This window comes from Enterococcus sp. CWB-B31 (genome assembly GCF_020567645.1).
In the GTDB taxonomy this organism is placed as follows: domain Bacteria; phylum Bacillota; class Bacilli; order Lactobacillales; family Enterococcaceae; genus Enterococcus_L.
Genome location: NZ_JAJDJW010000018.1, coordinates 1 through 17,440, shown reverse-complemented (window position 1 = coordinate 17,440; position 17,440 = coordinate 1). Strand labels below are relative to the sequence as shown.

Here is a 17,440-nt window from a genome sequence, read left to right as displayed (position 1 = left end):
AACTATTATCTGTCTATCAGAAACTGCAAATAAAAGAGAGAGGGACAGAAATAAAGTTCCACTCTCTCTTCGTATCTACCCTCGAATAAACGGCCGTACAAAAGCAAAAATTCTTTTTACGACGAGTAACCGCAGGAGCAGCTCATTCGTAATTAAGCCGAACGATCCTGAAAATATGAGAACCTCAAGGTCCTTCACCGAGTGGGTAACAGGACTTCAGCTACTCTGCTAAAGCAATCCTAGTGAAGCCTGTCAACTCTCGTATGTTTCCTACGTAGAAGTTGAGGTGCTCGAAATGCAGCGTAGTGTATCCATTCACAGCTATTCATTCTATGAATCGTGTTCCTTTACAATTTTCGGATATTCCTTCTTAATTCTCGGAGCTGATCGCTTTTGTTCCACCCTCGTTGCCATCGCTCTATAAAACTTTTCCAAGAAAATCTTTCGTTCGACTGTTTTCAGGATACTCGAAAACAGCTTCAGGTGTTCCTTTTTCTATAATTTTTCCTTCATCCATAAATAGAACAGTATCTCCCACTTCTCTGGCAAATCCCATTTCATGTGTGACGATCACCATGGTCATTCCTTCTTTCACCAGATCGTTCATCACATTCAAAACTTCGCCAACCATTTCAGGATCTAAAGCGGAAGTAGGTTCATCGAAGAGCATAATATCCGGTTCCATCGCCAATGCTCTGGCAATGGCAATTCTCTGTTGCTGACCTCCTGACAAAGATTGAGGATAATCATTGGCTTTCTCTTCCAAACCGACTTTTTTTAACAGCTTTTGTGCCGTTTCTTCAGCCTCCTCCTTAGACAATTTTTTCACCTTGATTGGAGACAGTGTCAGATTCTCAAGTACAGTCATATTTGGGAAAAGATTGAACTGCTGGAATACCATACCCATCTTTTCTCTCATTTTAAATATATCATTCTTCTTATCTGTAATATCTGTTCCTTCAAAAAATATTTGTCCGGAAGTAGGAACTTCCAAAAGATTCAGGCAACGCAGAAATGTACTTTTACCTGAACCGGAGGGACCGATAATCACAGTTACTTCTCCTTGAAGCACCTGATAATCAATCCCTTTCAGAACTGAAACCTCTCCAAAATTTTTATGGAGATCTTTAACAGTAATTACAGCCTTTTCCACAAAAATCCCTCCTAACGATGATAGCCTTTTCCTAATTTTTTCTCGAAAGCAGCCAGTGCTCTTGATGTCAGGAATGTCATGACAAAATAGATTGCTGCTGCAATATAATAGGGCTCCAGTGGAATATAGGTACTGGAAATAACTGTTTGTGCACTGCTTAAGAGCTCATTAATACCAATAATGGACAGTAAAGAAGAATCTTTAATTAGAATAATAAATTCATTTCCCAAAGCAGGAAGAATATTCCGTAAAGCCTGTGGTAAAATAACATACCTCATCGTCTGAATTGGGCGCAGCCCCAAAGAATGTGCTGCTTCTGTCTGTCCATAGTTCACTGCATTAATTCCTCCACGGACAATTTCAGCTACATACGCACCGGAATTTAGAGACAGAACAATCATTCCTGGAACCAGACGACCAAAGTCAATTGTCAGAATCCCAATCGGCATATTAAAAGAAGGAAACAGATTCTGCAGCAGACCGAAACCAATCAATACTTGAATCAGCATCGGAGTACCGCGAAAAATTTCAATGTAAATATTCGCCAGCCAACGTAGCGGTGCTGCTTTGGATAGTTTCAACAAAGCAATTAATACCCCCAGCATTGTCCCAAAAAAGACAGTTACCAGCGAGATTATAATCGTTACCGCTGCCCCGGATATAAAATATTGAACATAGGTTTCTAAAAATGAAAAATTCATTTCTCTTCCTCCAATTTATTCTTCACTGCTTTTATCAGATAGTTCCATCGCAGCCTTAACATATTGATCAATAGAACCATCCGCAATCATTTTTTCTAAAATCACATCAATTTCTTTTTTCAGATCATCCTGACCTTTAGAAAATGCAATGGCAAATGCTTCATCTTCATTGGAAGTCAGTTCGATATCCGCCATCATTAAATCAGGATTCTGATTAATATAAGATTCAGCAATTGTTTCTTCCAGTACCAAAGCATCTATTGAACCTTGGTTTAACTCGACAATTAGATTTGGTACGCGCGGAATAGAAACTTTCTGTGTATCAGGAAGCTGAGCTTCCACAACGCCTTCTTGAATTGAGCCTTTCTGTGCACCTACTTTTTTCCCATTCAGTGAGTCAATGCTTGTAAATATATCTTTATTGTTCTTATTGATCACAATTTTTTGAGGCGGATTGTAATATGGAGTGGAGAAATCAAATGTTTTTTTCCGTTCCTCTGTTGCTGAAATACCTGAAACTGCAATATCAACTTTATTCTGCTGCAAAGCAACGAGAACTGCATCAAACTGCATATCCATAAATTCAACTTCCACGCCAAGTTTTTCTCCAATCGCTTTAACCATATCAATATCTGAGCCGACGATCGTATCTTTACCGTCGACCAGTGTTTTAAATTCAAAAGGGGCAAAGTCTGCCGATGTTCCGACCACTAATGTCCCCTTCTCTTTAATTTTCTCCAGTGCACTTTCTGAGTTGGCACTGCTGCTTCCGGTATCTTTAGTCTCCCCATTCCCTCCACAACCTGCTAATACAAACACTGACAAAGCGGCAATAATGACTGCTTTCAATTTTTTCATACTGAATACTCCTCCTAAAGTTAAATGATTAAGTGGGTTTATCATACCACAACAAAAATGAAATTTCATCCATTTTAACACTTTTTTTGAAAAATTATTCATTTTAATAGCTATAACGATACTATATGCACAATTTTATACAAAAAAAGAGAACCGGTCATCTAAGTCTCCCGGTTCCCTTTCATAGCTATTCACTTCTGACATATACTTTAATTCCTGCTTTTTGAAATCAAAAGTTCCGAAAACGCTGGTAACGATTCTCTGTCAGCTCTTCTTTCGTCAGCTTACAAAGCTCTGTTAACTTACTTATCAGGGCTTTCTGCAGCATTCGATTAATTTTGGATTGTCCCAGCAGTTCTCCATTCATTTCTTCAGGAATTATTTTGTCAATGACTGTCAATTCTTTCAGTTCTGCTGCTGTTATCTTCATCAACTCAGCAGCCTCTTTGGCACGGCTCCCATCTTTCCAAAGAATTGATGCAAAGCCTTCTGGAGAGAGTATCGCATAAATTGTATGCTCCAGCATCCAAACCTCATCGGCCACAGCCAATGCCAAAGCGCCTCCGCTGCCGCCTTCCCCGATGATAATTGAAATGATTGGAACTGTCAGATCAGACATTTCCAAAAGATTCCGGGCAATTGCTTCTCCTTCACCGCGTTCTTCTGCCTCAATGCCGCAGTAAGCCCCGGCGGTATTAATAAAAGTAATTACCGGACGATTGAATTTTTCTGCCTGCTTCATTAGGCGTAATGCCTTTCGATATCCCTCAGGGTGAGGAGCACCAAAATTTCTATCAATATTTTCCGGCAGGTTTCTGCCTTTTTGAATACCAACAACAGTAACCGGCTTTCCGGCAAGCAATGCAACACCGCCGACAACTGCCTGGTCATCTCCAAAGTAGCGGTCGCCGTGAAATTCGATAAACTGATCAAAAATTGCATCGATATATTCCAATGAAGTAAAACGATCCTGAGATCGGGCTAAAGTAACGATATCATTTGCTGTTCTTTTCATTATGATATCCATCCCTCCATCGTGTGCATCTTCAGTATGCTTCCCAGTACTTCTCTCATTTGATTTCTGGGAATAATCTTATCAGCAAAACCGTGCTTTAATAAAAATTCTGCCTTTTGAAAATCTTCCGGCAGTTCCTGACGAATCGTCTGTTCAATCACTCTGCGTCCGGCAAAACCAATCAGGCTTTGAGGCTCAGCCAAAATAACGTCGCCCTCCATGGCAAAACTGGCGGTTACTCCTCCAGTCGTTGGATCAGTCAAAACCGTAATATAAAGAAGACCTTGTTTGCTGTGGCGCTTAACTGCTGCAGATATTTTTGCCATCTGCATCAACGACATAATCCCTTCCTGCATACGAGCACCTCCGGATGCTGTGAAGATCACAACTGGAAGCTTTTCTTTTGCTGCCCGTTCAAACAGACGAGTGATTTTCTCACCAACAACTGTCCCCATACTACCCATAATGAAATTCGCATCCATCACGGCAATTGCTGTCTCATTTCCCTGAATTTGTGCCCTACCCGTTAAAACTGCCTCGTTTAAATTGGTTTTCTCCTGCATAGACTTAATCTTTTCATGATAGTTAGGAAAACTCAAGGGATCTTTTGTCTTAATATCATTATCCCATTCATGAAAACTTTTTTTATCTACGGTAACCGCCATTCTCTCCCACGCACCAATTCTAAAACTGTAGCCGCAGTGTAGACAGACCTTTTCAGGCCCCATATCTTTTGTATAAAGTGTTTGTTTGCAGCACGGACACTTAGCCCACATATTATCTGGAACAGCCGGCTTTTTATTATCAGAATGTGATTCACGGTTCGGGTTAATCCGAATGTACTCTTTCTTTTTAAATAAAGCCATGATTTTATCCCTTCTTATTGTTCAGTTTCAGGTTCCCATGAAGGTAAAAAGATTTCCTGTAAAAAGCTTGTATCATACTCCCCAGCCAATACTTTCTCATGAGTAATCAGATCCAGCTGGAACTCTGCATTGGTTGTCAGACCTTCTGTTACTATTTCACTTAACGCACGCTGCATTTTCATAAAAGCATCCATGCGGTTTTCTCCATGAACAATCACTTTCGCAATCATAGAATCATAATAAGGGGGAATCTTATAACCTGTATACATAGCGCTGTCAACACGCAGGCCCATTCCTCCGCTAGGCAGCAGCAAATTACTTATTGTCCCAGGGGACGGTGCAAAATCGAACGCAGGATTTTCAGCATTTATTCGGCATTCAATTGCATGTCCGGTTATCCTTACATCATTTTGAGTAATAGATAACTCCTCGCCGGCAGCAATTTTAATCTGTGCTTTAACCAGGTCAAATCCTGTAACCATTTCAGTAACCGGATGTTCTACCTGAATACGAGTATTCATTTCCATAAAATAAAAGTTTCCGGTTTCATCCATCAGAAATTCAATGGTTCCGGCATTTTGATAATTAACTGCTTTTGCAGCCCTTACCGCAATTTCGCCTAAATAAGCCCTTTTTTCATCTGAAATAGCAACGGAGGGTGACTCTTCCAATACCTTTTGATTATTTCTCTGTAGCGAACAATCTCGTTCGCCAAGATGAATAATATTTCCATACTGATCGCCCAGAATCTGAACTTCAATATGTCGAGCCGGATAAATAATCTTTTCGATATACATATCCCCATTGTTAAAAGCTGCTTTCGCTTCCTGCTGAGCGGAGGTAAAGTGACTCGGCAATTCATCCTGAGAAAGGACCTTACGGATTCCTTTCCCCCCACCTCCAGCTGCTGCTTTAAGCATCACCGGATAGCCGATCTTCTCAGCAACAGACAATGCCTCTTCAACCGTATCAATCACACCAGGACTTCCAGGAATGACAGGTACCTCTGCTTCGATCATTAATTTCCGTGCATTGATTTTATTTCCCATTGCATCTATTGTTTCTGCTTTTGGTCCAATAAATGTAAGATTGCATTCTTCACACATTGCAGCAAACTGGCTGTTTTCTGAGAGGAATCCAAAACCTGGATGAATGGCTTCTGCGTTTGTCACAATCGCTGCACTCAGTACATGCTGAACCTTTAAATATGAGTCTCCCGCTTTTGCAGGTCCAATACAAATCGCTTCATCTGCCAATTGGGTATGCAAAGCTTCCCGATCTGCTTCAGAATAAACCGCTACAGTATGAATACCTAGTTCTCTGCATGCACGAATAATCCGGACCGCAATTTCACCGCGATTAGCTATTAATATTTTTGAAAACATCATCATCTATCCAATCATAAAAGTTAGTTCTGCTTCTGCTACTTTTTTTCCATTTACTTTAGCTATCCCCAGACCAGTTCCTGCTGCAGATCTTATTTTCAAAATTTCCACTTCAAGAGATAACGTATCGCCGGGTACCACTTTTTTTCTAAAACGAACTTTGTCCATTGCACCAAAATAAGCAGTCTTTCCTTTAAATTCCGGTTTTGACAATAACGCCACTGCACCAGCCTGTGCCAGAGCTTCAACAATCAGAACGCCCGGCATCACAGGTTCTGATGGGAAATGACCCTGAAAGAAGGGCTCATTGATTGTGACATTTTTTTTTGCAACTATTTTCTCTCCAACTGTTATCTCTTCCACTCGATCCAACAATAGAAAAGGATATCGATGCGGAATGATCTCCATGATTTCCTGAACATTCATCTTATACAAGCTCCTTCTTTTCAATCAAACTAAAATTAAACTTCGGTTACTTTGAATAATGGCTGTCCAAACTCTACAACCTCTTCATTTCCAACTAAAATCTCAGCAATCGTTCCATCTACAGTAGAAGTGATTTCATTCATCAATTTCATTGCTTCAATAATGCAGACTACATCACCCTTTTTGACTGCGTCACCAACCTTCTTAAAAGCTTCCTTGTCAGGAGCAGGCTGTAAATAAACAATCCCTACAAGAGGAGAGGTAATTTCTTCCTCTGCAGCATTTTCTGATTTAGACAGTACCGCTTTATTTTCTACAGCAGCAGCTTTTGTTTCTTCGTTTTTAACAGTTAAAAGTTCGCTGTTCATTTCTATTGCAGCATTGGAATGCTCTTCCTGCGGCTGAATTCTTTTTTGTGAGATTGTATTTTTATTCATATATAATTCAAATGAACCTTCTCTTAAATCAAATTCAGTCAAACTGGACTGATCAAATTTTGCTAAAAGCTCTTTTACTTCACTAATATCCATCAGTACTGTTCCTCCCAACGTTTCAGACAAATGACTGCGTTATGTCCCCCAAAACCAAGTGAATTGCTTAGTGCATAATCAAATGCATGCGGCTGAGCTTCATTAGCAACTACATTGATTGTCACTTCCTCATCCTGTTCCTTCAATCCAATTGTTGGAGGAATGAACTGATGCTGCAGTGCATTAAGCGTTGCAATCCCTTCAATTCCACCGGCGGCTCCCAATAAATGTCCCGTCATACTCTTTGTACTGCTGACCCGTATGTCATCAGCTGCTGCTCCCATCGCCAGCCTAATCGCTTTTGCCTCGGCACCGTCATTAGATGGCGTACTTGTACCATGAGCATTAATATAACCAATCTGTTCAGGAGTAATCCCTGCTTCGGTCATTGCCAGAATCATTGCCTTGGCTGCACCGCTCCCATCAGGTGTAGGAGAAGTCATATGATAAGCATCACAGTTGGCACCATATCCGACTATTTCACCCAATATTGCTGCTCCCCGTTTTTGCGCGTGTTCCAAAGACTCAACAATAAATACTCCAGCTCCTTCTCCCATCACAAAACCATCACGGTCTTTATCAAAAGGAATAGAAGCCCGATCTTTATCCGTTGCTTCAGATAATGCAGTTAACGAAGCAAACCCGGAAATTCCGATTTCCGTAACAGAAGCTTCCGTTCCGCCGGCTAGAATCACATCTGAATAGCCATGCTTAATGTTTCGAAATGCCTCTCCAATGGAATGTGTAGCGCTGGCACATGCAGTTACAACTGCTGTACAAATTCCTCTAGCTCCTATACGCAAAGCAATATTTCCTGCTGCCATATTGGCAATTGACATGGGGATAAATAGGGGGCTCACTCTTTGCGACCCTTTATCATGCATACGAATCACCTGATCCTGAATCGTTTGTAATCCGCCTATCCCAGATCCCACCATCACGCCAAAACGATCAGCATCAATCTCCTCTGCATTCAGACCGCTCATGTCCATGGCCTCTAGTGCAGCATAAATACCATAAATAGAAAACATATCCATCCGTTTCCCATCTTTTTTGACAAAATATTTTTCAAACGGAAAATCCTTCACCTCAGCCGCCAAAGAAATCCCCGTTTCTTCCGCATTAAATTTTGTTATCGGACCAATTCCATTTTTTCCTTCTTTTAAACTGTTTAAAAAAGTTTCAGGATTATTTCCTATTGGAGAAGTTACTCCATAACCCGTAATTACTACTCGGTTCATTCAACTATTCCTCCCAACCGATTTATCCATGCATCACTAAACCGCCGTCTACATTTAGCACCTGCCCGGTAATGTAGGGACTTTCAGCTAAAAATACAGCAGCTTTTGCTACATCCTCTGCCTGACCATAGCATTGTAACGGAATCTGACTTTTTGTCTGTTCTTTGATTTTATCGGAAAGAACATCCGTCATCTCTGTTTCAATGAAGCCAGGAGCAATCACATTACAGGTAATCCCTCTTGCAGCGGCTTCACGGGCAACAGATTTGCTGAAGCCGATAATCCCGGCTTTACTCGCAGCATAATTAGCCTGACCAACATTCCCAATCAGACCAACCACACTGGATATATTGATAATCCGTCCGCTTCGTCGTTTCATCATTCGCTTAATAGCATGCTGCGTCATATTAAATGTCCCATTCAAATTAATCTGAATACACTGTTCAAAATCTTCTGGGGACATTCGCAACAGCAGCTTATCCTTTGTAACGCCTGCATTATTAACTAGAATATCCACAGAACCTAAACTGTTTTCTGCTTCTTCCAACATCTTTCCGGCAGTATCAAAATCAATAATATCTCCTGAAATTCCGATGCAATTCACGCCATAAGCTTTTATTTCGTTTATTAACTCTTCAGAAATTTCCTTACGCCCATTGAGAACGATATTTGCACCTGCTTCAGCAAACGCAAGTGCAATCGCTTTTCCCAAACCTCTGGTACTTCCTGTAACAAAGACATTCTTTCCTTGTATATTCATTTAGTTATCCCTCTTTTAAAAGTTCTAAAGTTTCTGCCAATGTAACACTGTTTTCCACTCGTCCAGTAATGATCTTCCGATCAATTTTCTTCACAAACCCGGTCAATGTTTTTCCCGGTCCAACCTCAATAATTCTGGTGACACCTAAGCGCTTCATTGTTTCAATGCTGTCTGCAAATCGAACAGCTTTCATGACCTGGAGTGTTAAAAGATCACAAATTTGATTTCCCTCCATCACATCAGCCGTTGTATTGCTGATGACAGGGATCTTCGGTTCCTGAAACGTTATCTTTGCCAATTCTTCTGCTAGCTTTTCAGACGCTGGTTTCAGCAGTGCTGTATGAAACGGTCCGCTTACATTCAGCGGCACCATTCTTTTTACACCCTGCTCTTGCAGTAAATTAACCGCATAATCGACTGCAGCTGTTTCTCCTCCAATAACGATTTGCTGTGGTGTATTGTAATTTGCCGGTGAAACGACTCCCTTACTCTCTGCATTTCGACAGCACTCTTCAATTAACGCTCTATCAGCATTCATTACGGCTACCATTTTCCCTGTTCCGGGCGGAGCAGCTTTAGTCATAAATGCACCTCTTTTTGCTACCAGCGCCACTGCCTCTTTAAATGAAACAGCCTCACTGGCTACCAGCGCACTATATTCTCCCAAACTTAAGCCTGCTACAACATCCGGTTTAATACCATACTCTGAAAGAATACGATAAAATGCCGTGCTGACCGTTAAAATTGCCGGTTGAGTATACTCTGTTTCATTTAGTCTATCCGTTGGCGAAAAACAAAGCTCAGCCATATCATAATTTAAAATTTCACTAACTTCAGAAAAAGTATCTCGAACAACCTTTTCCTGATCGTAGAGCTCCTTACCCATTCCTGTGTATTGAGCACCCTGACCACTGAATACAAAAGCTGTTTTCATGTGTTGTCTCCTTTGATAATTCTAAATAAACTCTTTTTATTAATAGTTCGTGTGCAATTACCTCTGCTAACTATTACTAATGCGAACAGTTTCCGACACAAAACCAAAATAATCCTATCCGCTGTTTCCAAATTCTGATTACAAATATTTTTGATATTGTCCCTTAATTACCTCGGTTGTTTCTTCAATCAGAGAATAGATAATTTCCTCTGCTGTTTCCTCTTTTTTTACTAAGCCGGCTATCTGACCAGCCATAACTGAACCAGAATCCATGTCTCCTTCTACCACTGCTTTATAAAGAGCACCCTGACCCAACTCTTCAAATTTTTTCAGATCTGGATTTTCTTGTTTTAGTTCCAGCTTCTCCAATTGATCATATTCTCTGGTTAATTTATTCTTTAACGCCCGAACTGGATGACCGAAGTGCTGACAAGTGACTACTGTATCGATATCTCTTGCTTGAATAATTTTTTGTTTATAGTTTTCGTGAACTGTACATTCCTTTGCCACAAGGAAACGAGTCCCTATTTGTACCCCATCTGCTCCAAGCATGAAGACAGCGGCCATCCCTCTGCCGTCTCCAATACCTCCAGCTGCAATAACCGGAATGGATAAAGCATCCGCTACTTGAGGAACCAAACTGATCGTGGTCAATTTTCCTATGTGTCCGCCAGCTTCCATTCCTTCTACGATAACGGCATCCGCACCTATTTTCTCCATACGGAGCCCCAACGCAACCGATGGAACAACCGGAATTACTTTGATGCTATTCTCTTTAAAACGCTTCATATATTTACTTGGATTCCCTGCTCCTGTCGTTACTATCGGAACTTTTTCCTCACAGACTAAATCTACAATCTCTTCAGCAAACGGCGACAACAGCATTATATTTACAGCAAAAGGCTTGTTTGTCATAGCCTTGATTTTTCTAATTTCTTTTTTTACCACTTCTTTAGGGGCATTTCCACCAGCAATGATTCCCAATCCGCCAGATTCAGAAACAGCACCTGCCAGTGATGCATTAGCGATCCAGGCCATTCCTCCCTGAAAAACAGGATATTTTATGCCAAGCAACTCACATATTCTTGTGTTCATCTGTTAATACATCCTTCATCATTTTAAAACGATTCAACTACAATAACTGTTTTCAATCAATAGTCTTGACGTTTAGGCCTTAATAAACCACAAGACGAAAGCCGAATTTCGACAGGCAGGTGATATTATACAAAAATCTGTTTCTTTTTTGTATAAATGCCCACTCTTGGAAATTCAACACTTTCGCCTTAATCTCGTTACAAAATCTTTTATTCTAAATTAACTGTTTTTTTGTTTCTCTACATAGGTTACTAAATCCTGTACTGTCACGATGCCATCTTCTGTTTCAATCTTCACATCAAAAGCATCTTCAATTTCATTAATAATTTGGAATAAGTCCAAGCTGTCAGCATCCAGTTCCTCCTGGATATTTGTTTCCAATTTAACATCTTCCAGTTCTTTTCCCAGTTCTTCTACAATAATTGCTTGAATTTTCTCAAATACCATGTGTATATTCCTCCAAAAATTTAAGTTTAATTTTATATGTGAACAGATTTTACAGTGTCAGAAGCATTGTGCCCCATGTTAACCCACCGCCAAATCCTGTTAACACCACTTGTTGTGTTGAATCTAGTTTAATAATCCCCTTATTCACTGCTTCATCCAATAAAATCGGAATGCTTGCTGCTGAAGTATTCCCATATTTATCCATATTAGATAGAAATTTCTCTCTTGGAATCTTCAGTTTCTTGGCTAGTTTATCAATGATTCGAATATTTGCTTGATGAAGCAAAAAATAATCTGCTTCAAAGTCATGTTCATCTACAAGGCTTTGAATGTTCTTACTCACATCATTCATTGTAAAATCAAAAATTTCACGACCGTTCATTTTTAAGAAACTGCTACTTTGCTCTCTTTTATTTCCCTCTGACTGGTAAAACGGACTCTCATTAAACTGAAAACCAGAAGTCAATGCGCTGCCTCGTTGCCCATCTGACTGAAGTTTTTCAGCCAATAGATGCGGTTTTTCCACAGCCTCCAGAATAACTCCGGCAGCACCATCTCCAAAGAGAACAGCACTGGTTCGATCTTCCCAGTTCAAAGCCTTGGACAATGTCTCTCCTCCAAGAATGATTCCTCGCTTATAACCGCCGCGAATCATTTTTTCTCCAATACTCAGTGAATAAATAAATCCTGAACAGGCGGCACTGATATCAAAAGCAAATGCGTTAACCGCCTTAATCCCCGCTTGTACCTGACAGGCTACAGAAGGCATCTGGTAATCCGGTGTGATCGTAGCGACAATAATAAAATCGATTGTTTCAGGATCAATTTGAGATTTATCCAAAAGAACCTGCGCTGCTTTAATACATAAATCTGAAGTATTTTCGCTTGTAACGACATGACGGGAACGAATCCCTGTTCGACTGCTAATCCATTCATCCGAAGTATCCATAAACTGACTTAGTTCCTCATTTGTCACGTTTCTTTCTGGAAGATAGCTGCCTGTATAGGTTATTTTTCCGTATTGATTCATTCTTTCCCCGCTCTACTTATATTCTTGTAAAAAATCATGAAGGTTCTTCAAAGCTTTTAATAATGCTTGTTCTTCCTTCTGATCCATTCCGCTTAAAATATTTTTGACCATTTCACGATGGAAATGCTGATGAACTCGGTAAAGCAGTTTTCCCTTTTGGGTCAAACCTAACTTCACTACTCGCCGATCATCTTCACTGCGAATGCGCTCCACATAATTTTTTTTCACCAAATTATTGATAGCCACAGTTAAAGTTCCTACAGTAATCGAAAGCTCTTTCGCTACTTCTGATGAAGTCTTCCTTTTATACATGCCAATCGCTTCAATTGTATGCATTTCAGTGATTGATAAATCCTTGAATTTTGATTTTTTTAATTCTGATTCCTCGATAGTCAAAATATCATTGAAAACATTGACAAGATAATCATTGATTGTTTCTAAATCTGGTTCCATCATGCACACCATCCGTAATTAATTTGATTATCAAATGTTTTGATGTTCAAACTATATCGTATTCATAAACTAATTGCAAGTATTTTCATGTTTTTTTTACATTATTCGAAAAAACAGTTGTGGTATCAGTGTTCGAATTGAATCAATCCTCTCTATTTCATCTTTCATTTTCAGAAAAGATTTGACAATTCATCAAGAACTGTCTATAGTGACTTTAGTTTGATCATCAAATTAATTATATTTACATTTAGAAAAAGGAGCTTACCTATGATTTTAGAACCATTAATAATGGATAAATTAATTGCAAAGGTCCCCATCATTCAAGGCGGGATGGGTATTGGTATCAGTCTGGCAAATCTAGCAGGTACTGTTGCCAAAGAAGGCGGGATCGGTATTCTGTCTACCGCACAAATCGGTTATCAAGAAGAATTATTTGAGAAATCGCCTATGCGGGCAAATATGGAAGCAATAAAAATTCAATTTGATAGAGCAAAAAAAATTGCTGAAGGAGGAATCATCGGATTTAACATTATGGCAGCAACCCTTCACTATGATCGTTATGTTAAGCGCTGCGTTGAAGTTGGCGCAGATGTTATCATTTCCGGCGCCGGACTCCCAATTAATCTTCCCGAACTGGTGGCAGGCAGTCAGACAAAAATTGCACCAATTGTCTCTTCAAACAAAGCAGCTAAAGTATTGTTGGGGTTATGGAAAAAAAGATATAATAAAACAGCAGATTTCATCGTGGTTGAGGGACCAAAAGCAGGTGGTCATTTAGGATTCAAGGCAGAAACTATTGAAGAGGATATTGAGGGCATGGATGACGAATTAAAGAAAATCATTGCAACTGTCAACTCTTTTGCCGATGAATTTGGAAAACAGATTCCCGTTATATTCGCAGGAGGGGTTTTTGACCGTTCAGATATTGACCATTATATCGCTTTAGGCTGCTCCGGTGTTCAAATGGCCACCCGTTTTGTGGCTACAGAAGAATGTGATGCCCCCGAATCATTTAAACAAGCATACATCAATGCAAAAGAAGAAGATATCACTCTTATTAAAAGTCCGGTGGGTATGCCAGGAAGAGCTATTAAGAATCTTTTTACTGAACGAATCAAAAATAAACAGATTCCTATAGAAAAATGTCGAAACTGCCTGTCTTTTAAACACTGTGATCGTAAAACAATTCCTTACTGTATCTCTGAAACGCTGCTGAATGCTGTGACAAATAATCCAGAGAATGCTTTGGTTTTTGCAGGTACAAATGCCTTCAAAATTCAAAAGCAGACAACAGTTCATGAAATATTCAAAGAATTGACACTTAACAGTTAAAGCTTCCTTACTAACAAACAAAAACAGCCAGTTGGACAGACTGTTAAATGTTATTTTTTAGCTAACATTTAGCAGTTCATTCCATTCATGGCTGTTTTTTACTCTATAAATGATAAGACAGATGAAAGCATTTCATTTTAATTGTCCTATTAAACAATGAGTTTTGTATACAACTAAAAGATTTTCAGCTATTCATTACTGGATTAAGTCGTAAATCTCCATAGCTACAATATCAATATTGTCAAATTGATAAACTTGCTGACTGTCTGTTTCTGTCAGTTCAAAAGTATCCGTCGTTTTATCAAAACTAACTAAGCATTTTTCAACGCCTTCACGCTCAAAACGGCGAACTTGTATTTCATTATCATCTGCTTCTGTCATTGCTTCAAGTCTTTTGATAATCGCTACTAATTGTGACTGCTTCATAAACTTGACCTCCCTCGGCGAACTAAGTTTCATTCCTGTATCATTGTAACAAAACATTGGCTATTGTGCATGGATTTTCGCCATTTTTTTTAACTTTTTTGATGTTCTTTAATAATTTTCTTTAAATGTTCATTTTAATCCCACCAAAGCTTTATAAGCGCCTGAGTCCCGTCATCTTCAAATCCTTTATCAGCCAAACAAGTGTACAGCTCTTCAGCAAGCTTTGTTGCCGGAAGCTTCAAATTCATTTTTTCAGCCTCATCCAGGGCTATTCGTAAATCTTTAATAAAATGCTTAACAAAAAATCCAGGAGAATAATCTGCTTTTAAAATTCTGGGAGCATAATTGTTCATTGACCAGTTCGATGCACTCCCACCGCCAAGTGTTTCAATTACCTTATCCAGATTAAGTCCAGACTTTTCAGCATAAACCAGCATCTCAGACATTCCAGTCATTGTTCCGGCAATCATGATTTGATTCGCCATTTTGGTATGTTGTCCTTTCCCAGATGAACCTTGAAGATTAACTGTTTTTCCAAACGTTTTGAAAACAGGAACAACTTCGTTATATGCATCTTCCGACCCGCCAACCATAATTGTTAATGTTCCATTTTTAGCACCAAGATCTCCTCCAGAAACTGGTGCATCCAAAGCAGATCCCCCCCTTTCAGCTGCTTCAGCTCCAATTTTCTCAGCTAAAGACGGCGTGCTGGTAGTTAAATCAACAAGAATCTTATTTGTCACATCTGCATCAAATATCCCATCCTTTTTAAAATAGATATCCTCAACATCCGAAGGAAAGCCAACCATTGTAAAAATAATCTCACTGTTTTCAACTATGTCTTTTGGGGTATCTCTCCAAACAGCTCCTTCTTTTACCAGGTCGTCTGTTTTACTCTTTGTACGATTATAAACAGAAACTGTTAAATTATTTTTCATCATATTCATTACGATTGAATGGCCCATTACACCAATTCCGATAAATCCAATTTTTTTCATACTTGCATCCCTCTCAATAAAAATATAAAAACCCTATTTGTAGTATATCCTACAAACAGAGTTTTTTACATTTTTATTGCCTTCTTAGAGAAATAAATTTCCCTTTTATTTTTTCCATGGAGACCAGACTTTCTTTCTTATTACCATAATGCTCCTCATAATAGTTAAGTGTATCATTATAGAACCCAATCATTCGTTTACCAAAATAATCAGCTGAAATCTCATAAAGCTTATTTTCAACTACTTCCTGTTCATGAGGTACATTTTCATGTACATAATCAATAAAAGCCGACGCAAAATCCTCATCCTTTTCAAAAGTAATGCCCAAAGAACGATGATCCAGCAAATCATTTAAATAATCATTGCCTTCCACTACACAAGGTACACCCGCAGCGATAGCCTCAGTATAAGTCAGTCCCTGTGTTTCAGATGTTGAGGCGCTGACAAAATAATCAGCAGCTTTATAATAGATTGCTACACGATCATTGGGAACCTCTCCAATGAACATAACATAGTCTTTAATCCCCAACCTTTGAGCCTGCTCTTTTAACGCTTCAACATAAGGTCCATCTCCAACGATTACTAGTCTTGCTTCAGGAAATTCTTCAATTATCTGATCCATTCCCTTTAAAATGGTCTGAATATTCTTCTCATAAGAAATACGGCTCAGAGAAAGCAGAATCAGCTGATCTTCTGTTAGACCAATCTCTTTTCTAAGATTTTCGACCATCTCAGCTGTTATATCAGGACGTTTAAATTTCTCTATATCTATTCCTGTTGGTATAATCCGCATCGGTGATTTTACACCATATTCCTGCAGTTTATTTATTACCCTCTTACTCGGGCAAACTACTCCAGTCGTATGATTCGTGAATGCTCTTGAAAAATATTTGACGTGTGTCGGCTTCAGCACTTTACCCTTCGCAATATAATGAAGATACTCTTCATACATTGTATGATACGTATGAATAACGGGTACTTTCAATTTCTTACCTACCATTTTTCCCAATAAGCCGGCACCAAACTCTGTATGGGTATGAATTAAATCCAACTCTAATTCTTTAGCAATTAAATAGGCATACCACATACCTCTAACAACAATTCTACGTTCTTTAAAAGAGACCAGGGGAACACTTGGCATCCTGATAACATCTTCTTCAAATGCATCTGCATTCGGGTCAGTTGTTGTAAAAATATAAACCTCATGTCCCATTTTTTCCAATTCAAGTTTCAACGTACTTATTGAAGTTGCTACCCCGCTTATCTGGGGAAAATAGGTATCGGTGAAAAATCCAACTTTCACTTTTTTTCCCTCCATTAATTCCATATCTATTTCAAATTATTTACAACTCTATCTTTTTTCAGGAAAAGATGAGTTAGTCTTACAGACAGGATCGTCTTTCCATATCACAATAAAAACATTATATCACAAGTCAAAAAGAGTTTAGTCAAACTTAAGTCTTAAATTGTATATATCATTATTGAAATATGGAAAAACGTTGAAATATACACCCTTGCAAATAAATAACAACAACAAACTTACATAAGTGTTAGAAAGAAGTTTAAATGCTGCCAACAAAAAGATACCCCTACTAACTACTACGATTTTATCATCTCATGTCTGCTAATACAAAAAAAGCGAAAACCAATTAATTGGTTTTCGCTATACTCCGGCAGTAGGACTCGAACCTACGACATCATGATTAACAGTCATGCGCTACTACCAACTGAGCTATGCCGGAATCATCGCGCGGCGGCGTCCTACTCTCACAAAGGGAAACCCTTCACTA

19 protein-coding genes and 1 tRNA gene are annotated in these 17,440 nt (G+C 39.1%); 1 reads left to right on the top strand and 19 read right to left on the bottom strand.

The window, feature by feature from the left end; genetic code table 11:
• Positions 1 to 418 precede the first annotated feature (418 nt).
• The 15 genes from LI954_RS13615 to LI954_RS13545 all read right to left on the bottom strand — a co-directional run bounded on the left by LI954_RS13615 (position 419) and on the right by LI954_RS13545 (position 12,894).
• Positions 419 to 1,153 carry an amino acid ABC transporter ATP-binding protein gene (locus tag LI954_RS13615; protein ID WP_202069069.1) on the bottom strand — a complete coding sequence of 245 codons (735 nt, stop codon included), beginning with the start codon at positions 1,151 to 1,153 and terminating at the stop codon, positions 419 to 421.
• A gap of 11 nt (positions 1,154 to 1,164) precedes the next feature.
• A complete protein-coding gene (locus LI954_RS13610; protein WP_202069070.1) occupies positions 1,165 to 1,854 on the bottom strand; it encodes an amino acid ABC transporter permease in 690 nt (229 codons plus the stop codon).
• Positions 1,855 to 1,869: 15 nt separating this feature from the next.
• Positions 1,870 to 2,712 carry a transporter substrate-binding domain-containing protein gene (locus LI954_RS13605; RefSeq protein WP_202069072.1) on the bottom strand — a complete coding sequence of 281 codons (843 nt, stop codon included), beginning with the start codon at positions 2,710 to 2,712 and terminating at the stop codon, positions 1,870 to 1,872.
• Positions 2,713 to 2,941: 229 nt separating this feature from the next.
• Positions 2,942 to 3,727: an acetyl-CoA carboxylase carboxyl transferase subunit alpha gene (locus LI954_RS13600; RefSeq protein ID WP_229441901.1), complete on the bottom strand. Its 786-nt coding sequence runs from the start codon at positions 3,725 to 3,727 to the stop codon at positions 2,942 to 2,944.
• On the bottom strand, positions 3,727 to 4,593 hold the full coding sequence (gene accD / locus LI954_RS13595) for an acetyl-CoA carboxylase, carboxyltransferase subunit beta (protein ID WP_202069076.1): 867 nt from the start codon (positions 4,591 to 4,593) through the stop codon (positions 3,727 to 3,729). Before accD ends, LI954_RS13600 begins: the two co-directional genes overlap by 1 nt.
• A 14-nt stretch (positions 4,594 to 4,607) precedes the next feature.
• Positions 4,608 to 5,978, bottom strand: coding sequence for an acetyl-CoA carboxylase biotin carboxylase subunit (locus tag LI954_RS13590; RefSeq protein WP_202069077.1), 1,371 nt, complete (start codon positions 5,976 to 5,978; stop codon positions 4,608 to 4,610).
• Positions 5,979 to 5,984: 6 nt separating this feature from the next.
• Positions 5,985 to 6,404: a 3-hydroxyacyl-ACP dehydratase FabZ gene (fabZ, locus tag LI954_RS13585; RefSeq protein WP_202069078.1), complete on the bottom strand. Its 420-nt coding sequence runs from the start codon at positions 6,402 to 6,404 to the stop codon at positions 5,985 to 5,987.
• A gap of 35 nt (positions 6,405 to 6,439) precedes the next feature.
• Positions 6,440 to 6,934 carry an acetyl-CoA carboxylase biotin carboxyl carrier protein gene (gene accB / locus LI954_RS13580; RefSeq protein WP_202069079.1) on the bottom strand — a complete coding sequence of 165 codons (495 nt, stop codon included), beginning with the start codon at positions 6,932 to 6,934 and terminating at the stop codon, positions 6,440 to 6,442.
• Positions 6,934 to 8,175, bottom strand: coding sequence for a beta-ketoacyl-ACP synthase II (gene fabF / locus LI954_RS13575; protein ID WP_202069080.1), 1,242 nt, complete (start codon positions 8,173 to 8,175; stop codon positions 6,934 to 6,936). Before fabF ends, accB begins: the two co-directional genes overlap by 1 nt.
• A 22-nt stretch (positions 8,176 to 8,197) precedes the next feature.
• On the bottom strand, positions 8,198 to 8,935 hold the full coding sequence (gene fabG / locus LI954_RS13570; protein WP_229444735.1) for a 3-oxoacyl-[acyl-carrier-protein] reductase: 738 nt from the start codon (positions 8,933 to 8,935) through the stop codon (positions 8,198 to 8,200).
• Between the two features lie 4 nt (positions 8,936 to 8,939).
• Positions 8,940 to 9,869, bottom strand: coding sequence for an ACP S-malonyltransferase (gene fabD, locus LI954_RS13565; RefSeq protein ID WP_229444734.1), 930 nt, complete (start codon positions 9,867 to 9,869; stop codon positions 8,940 to 8,942).
• A 138-nt stretch (positions 9,870 to 10,007) separates the two neighbouring features.
• A complete protein-coding gene (fabK, locus tag LI954_RS13560) occupies positions 10,008 to 10,964 on the bottom strand; it encodes an enoyl-[acyl-carrier-protein] reductase FabK (RefSeq protein WP_202069085.1) in 957 nt (318 codons plus the stop codon).
• Between the two features lie 219 nt (positions 10,965 to 11,183).
• Positions 11,184 to 11,411: an acyl carrier protein gene (locus LI954_RS13555; protein ID WP_202069087.1), complete on the bottom strand. Its 228-nt coding sequence runs from the start codon at positions 11,409 to 11,411 to the stop codon at positions 11,184 to 11,186.
• 49 nt (positions 11,412 to 11,460) lie between these two features.
• A complete protein-coding gene (locus tag LI954_RS13550) occupies positions 11,461 to 12,441 on the bottom strand; it encodes a beta-ketoacyl-ACP synthase III (protein ID WP_229444733.1) in 981 nt (326 codons plus the stop codon).
• A 12-nt stretch (positions 12,442 to 12,453) separates the two neighbouring features.
• Entirely contained in the window at positions 12,454 to 12,894 is a 441-nt protein-coding gene (locus tag LI954_RS13545; protein ID WP_202069091.1) for a MarR family winged helix-turn-helix transcriptional regulator, read from the bottom strand.
• Positions 12,895 to 13,161: 267 nt separating this feature from the next.
• Between LI954_RS13545 and LI954_RS13540 the strand changes: the two genes are divergently transcribed.
• On the top strand, positions 13,162 to 14,226 hold the full coding sequence (locus tag LI954_RS13540) for an NAD(P)H-dependent flavin oxidoreductase (protein WP_229441896.1): 1,065 nt from the start codon (positions 13,162 to 13,164) through the stop codon (positions 14,224 to 14,226).
• Between the two features lie 195 nt (positions 14,227 to 14,421).
• On the opposite strand, the gene LI954_RS13535 is transcribed toward LI954_RS13540, so the two are convergent.
• The 4 genes from LI954_RS13535 to LI954_RS13520 all read right to left on the bottom strand — a co-directional run bounded on the left by LI954_RS13535 (position 14,422) and on the right by LI954_RS13520 (position 17,392).
• Entirely contained in the window at positions 14,422 to 14,652 is a 231-nt protein-coding gene (locus LI954_RS13535) for a YkuJ family protein (RefSeq protein ID WP_202069095.1), read from the bottom strand.
• 134 nt (positions 14,653 to 14,786) lie between these two features.
• Complete coding sequence (locus tag LI954_RS13530) at positions 14,787 to 15,650, bottom strand: NAD(P)-dependent oxidoreductase (protein ID WP_229441895.1); 864 nt, start codon at positions 15,648 to 15,650, stop codon at positions 14,787 to 14,789.
• A gap of 73 nt (positions 15,651 to 15,723) precedes the next feature.
• Positions 15,724 to 16,953, bottom strand: a complete 1,230-nt coding sequence (locus LI954_RS13525) for a glycosyltransferase family 4 protein (RefSeq protein ID WP_229441894.1) — start codon at positions 16,951 to 16,953, stop codon at positions 15,724 to 15,726.
• Positions 16,954 to 17,318: 365 nt separating this feature from the next.
• A tRNA-Asn gene (locus tag LI954_RS13520) sits at positions 17,319 to 17,392 on the bottom strand.
• Positions 17,393 to 17,440: the final 48 nt, after the last annotated feature.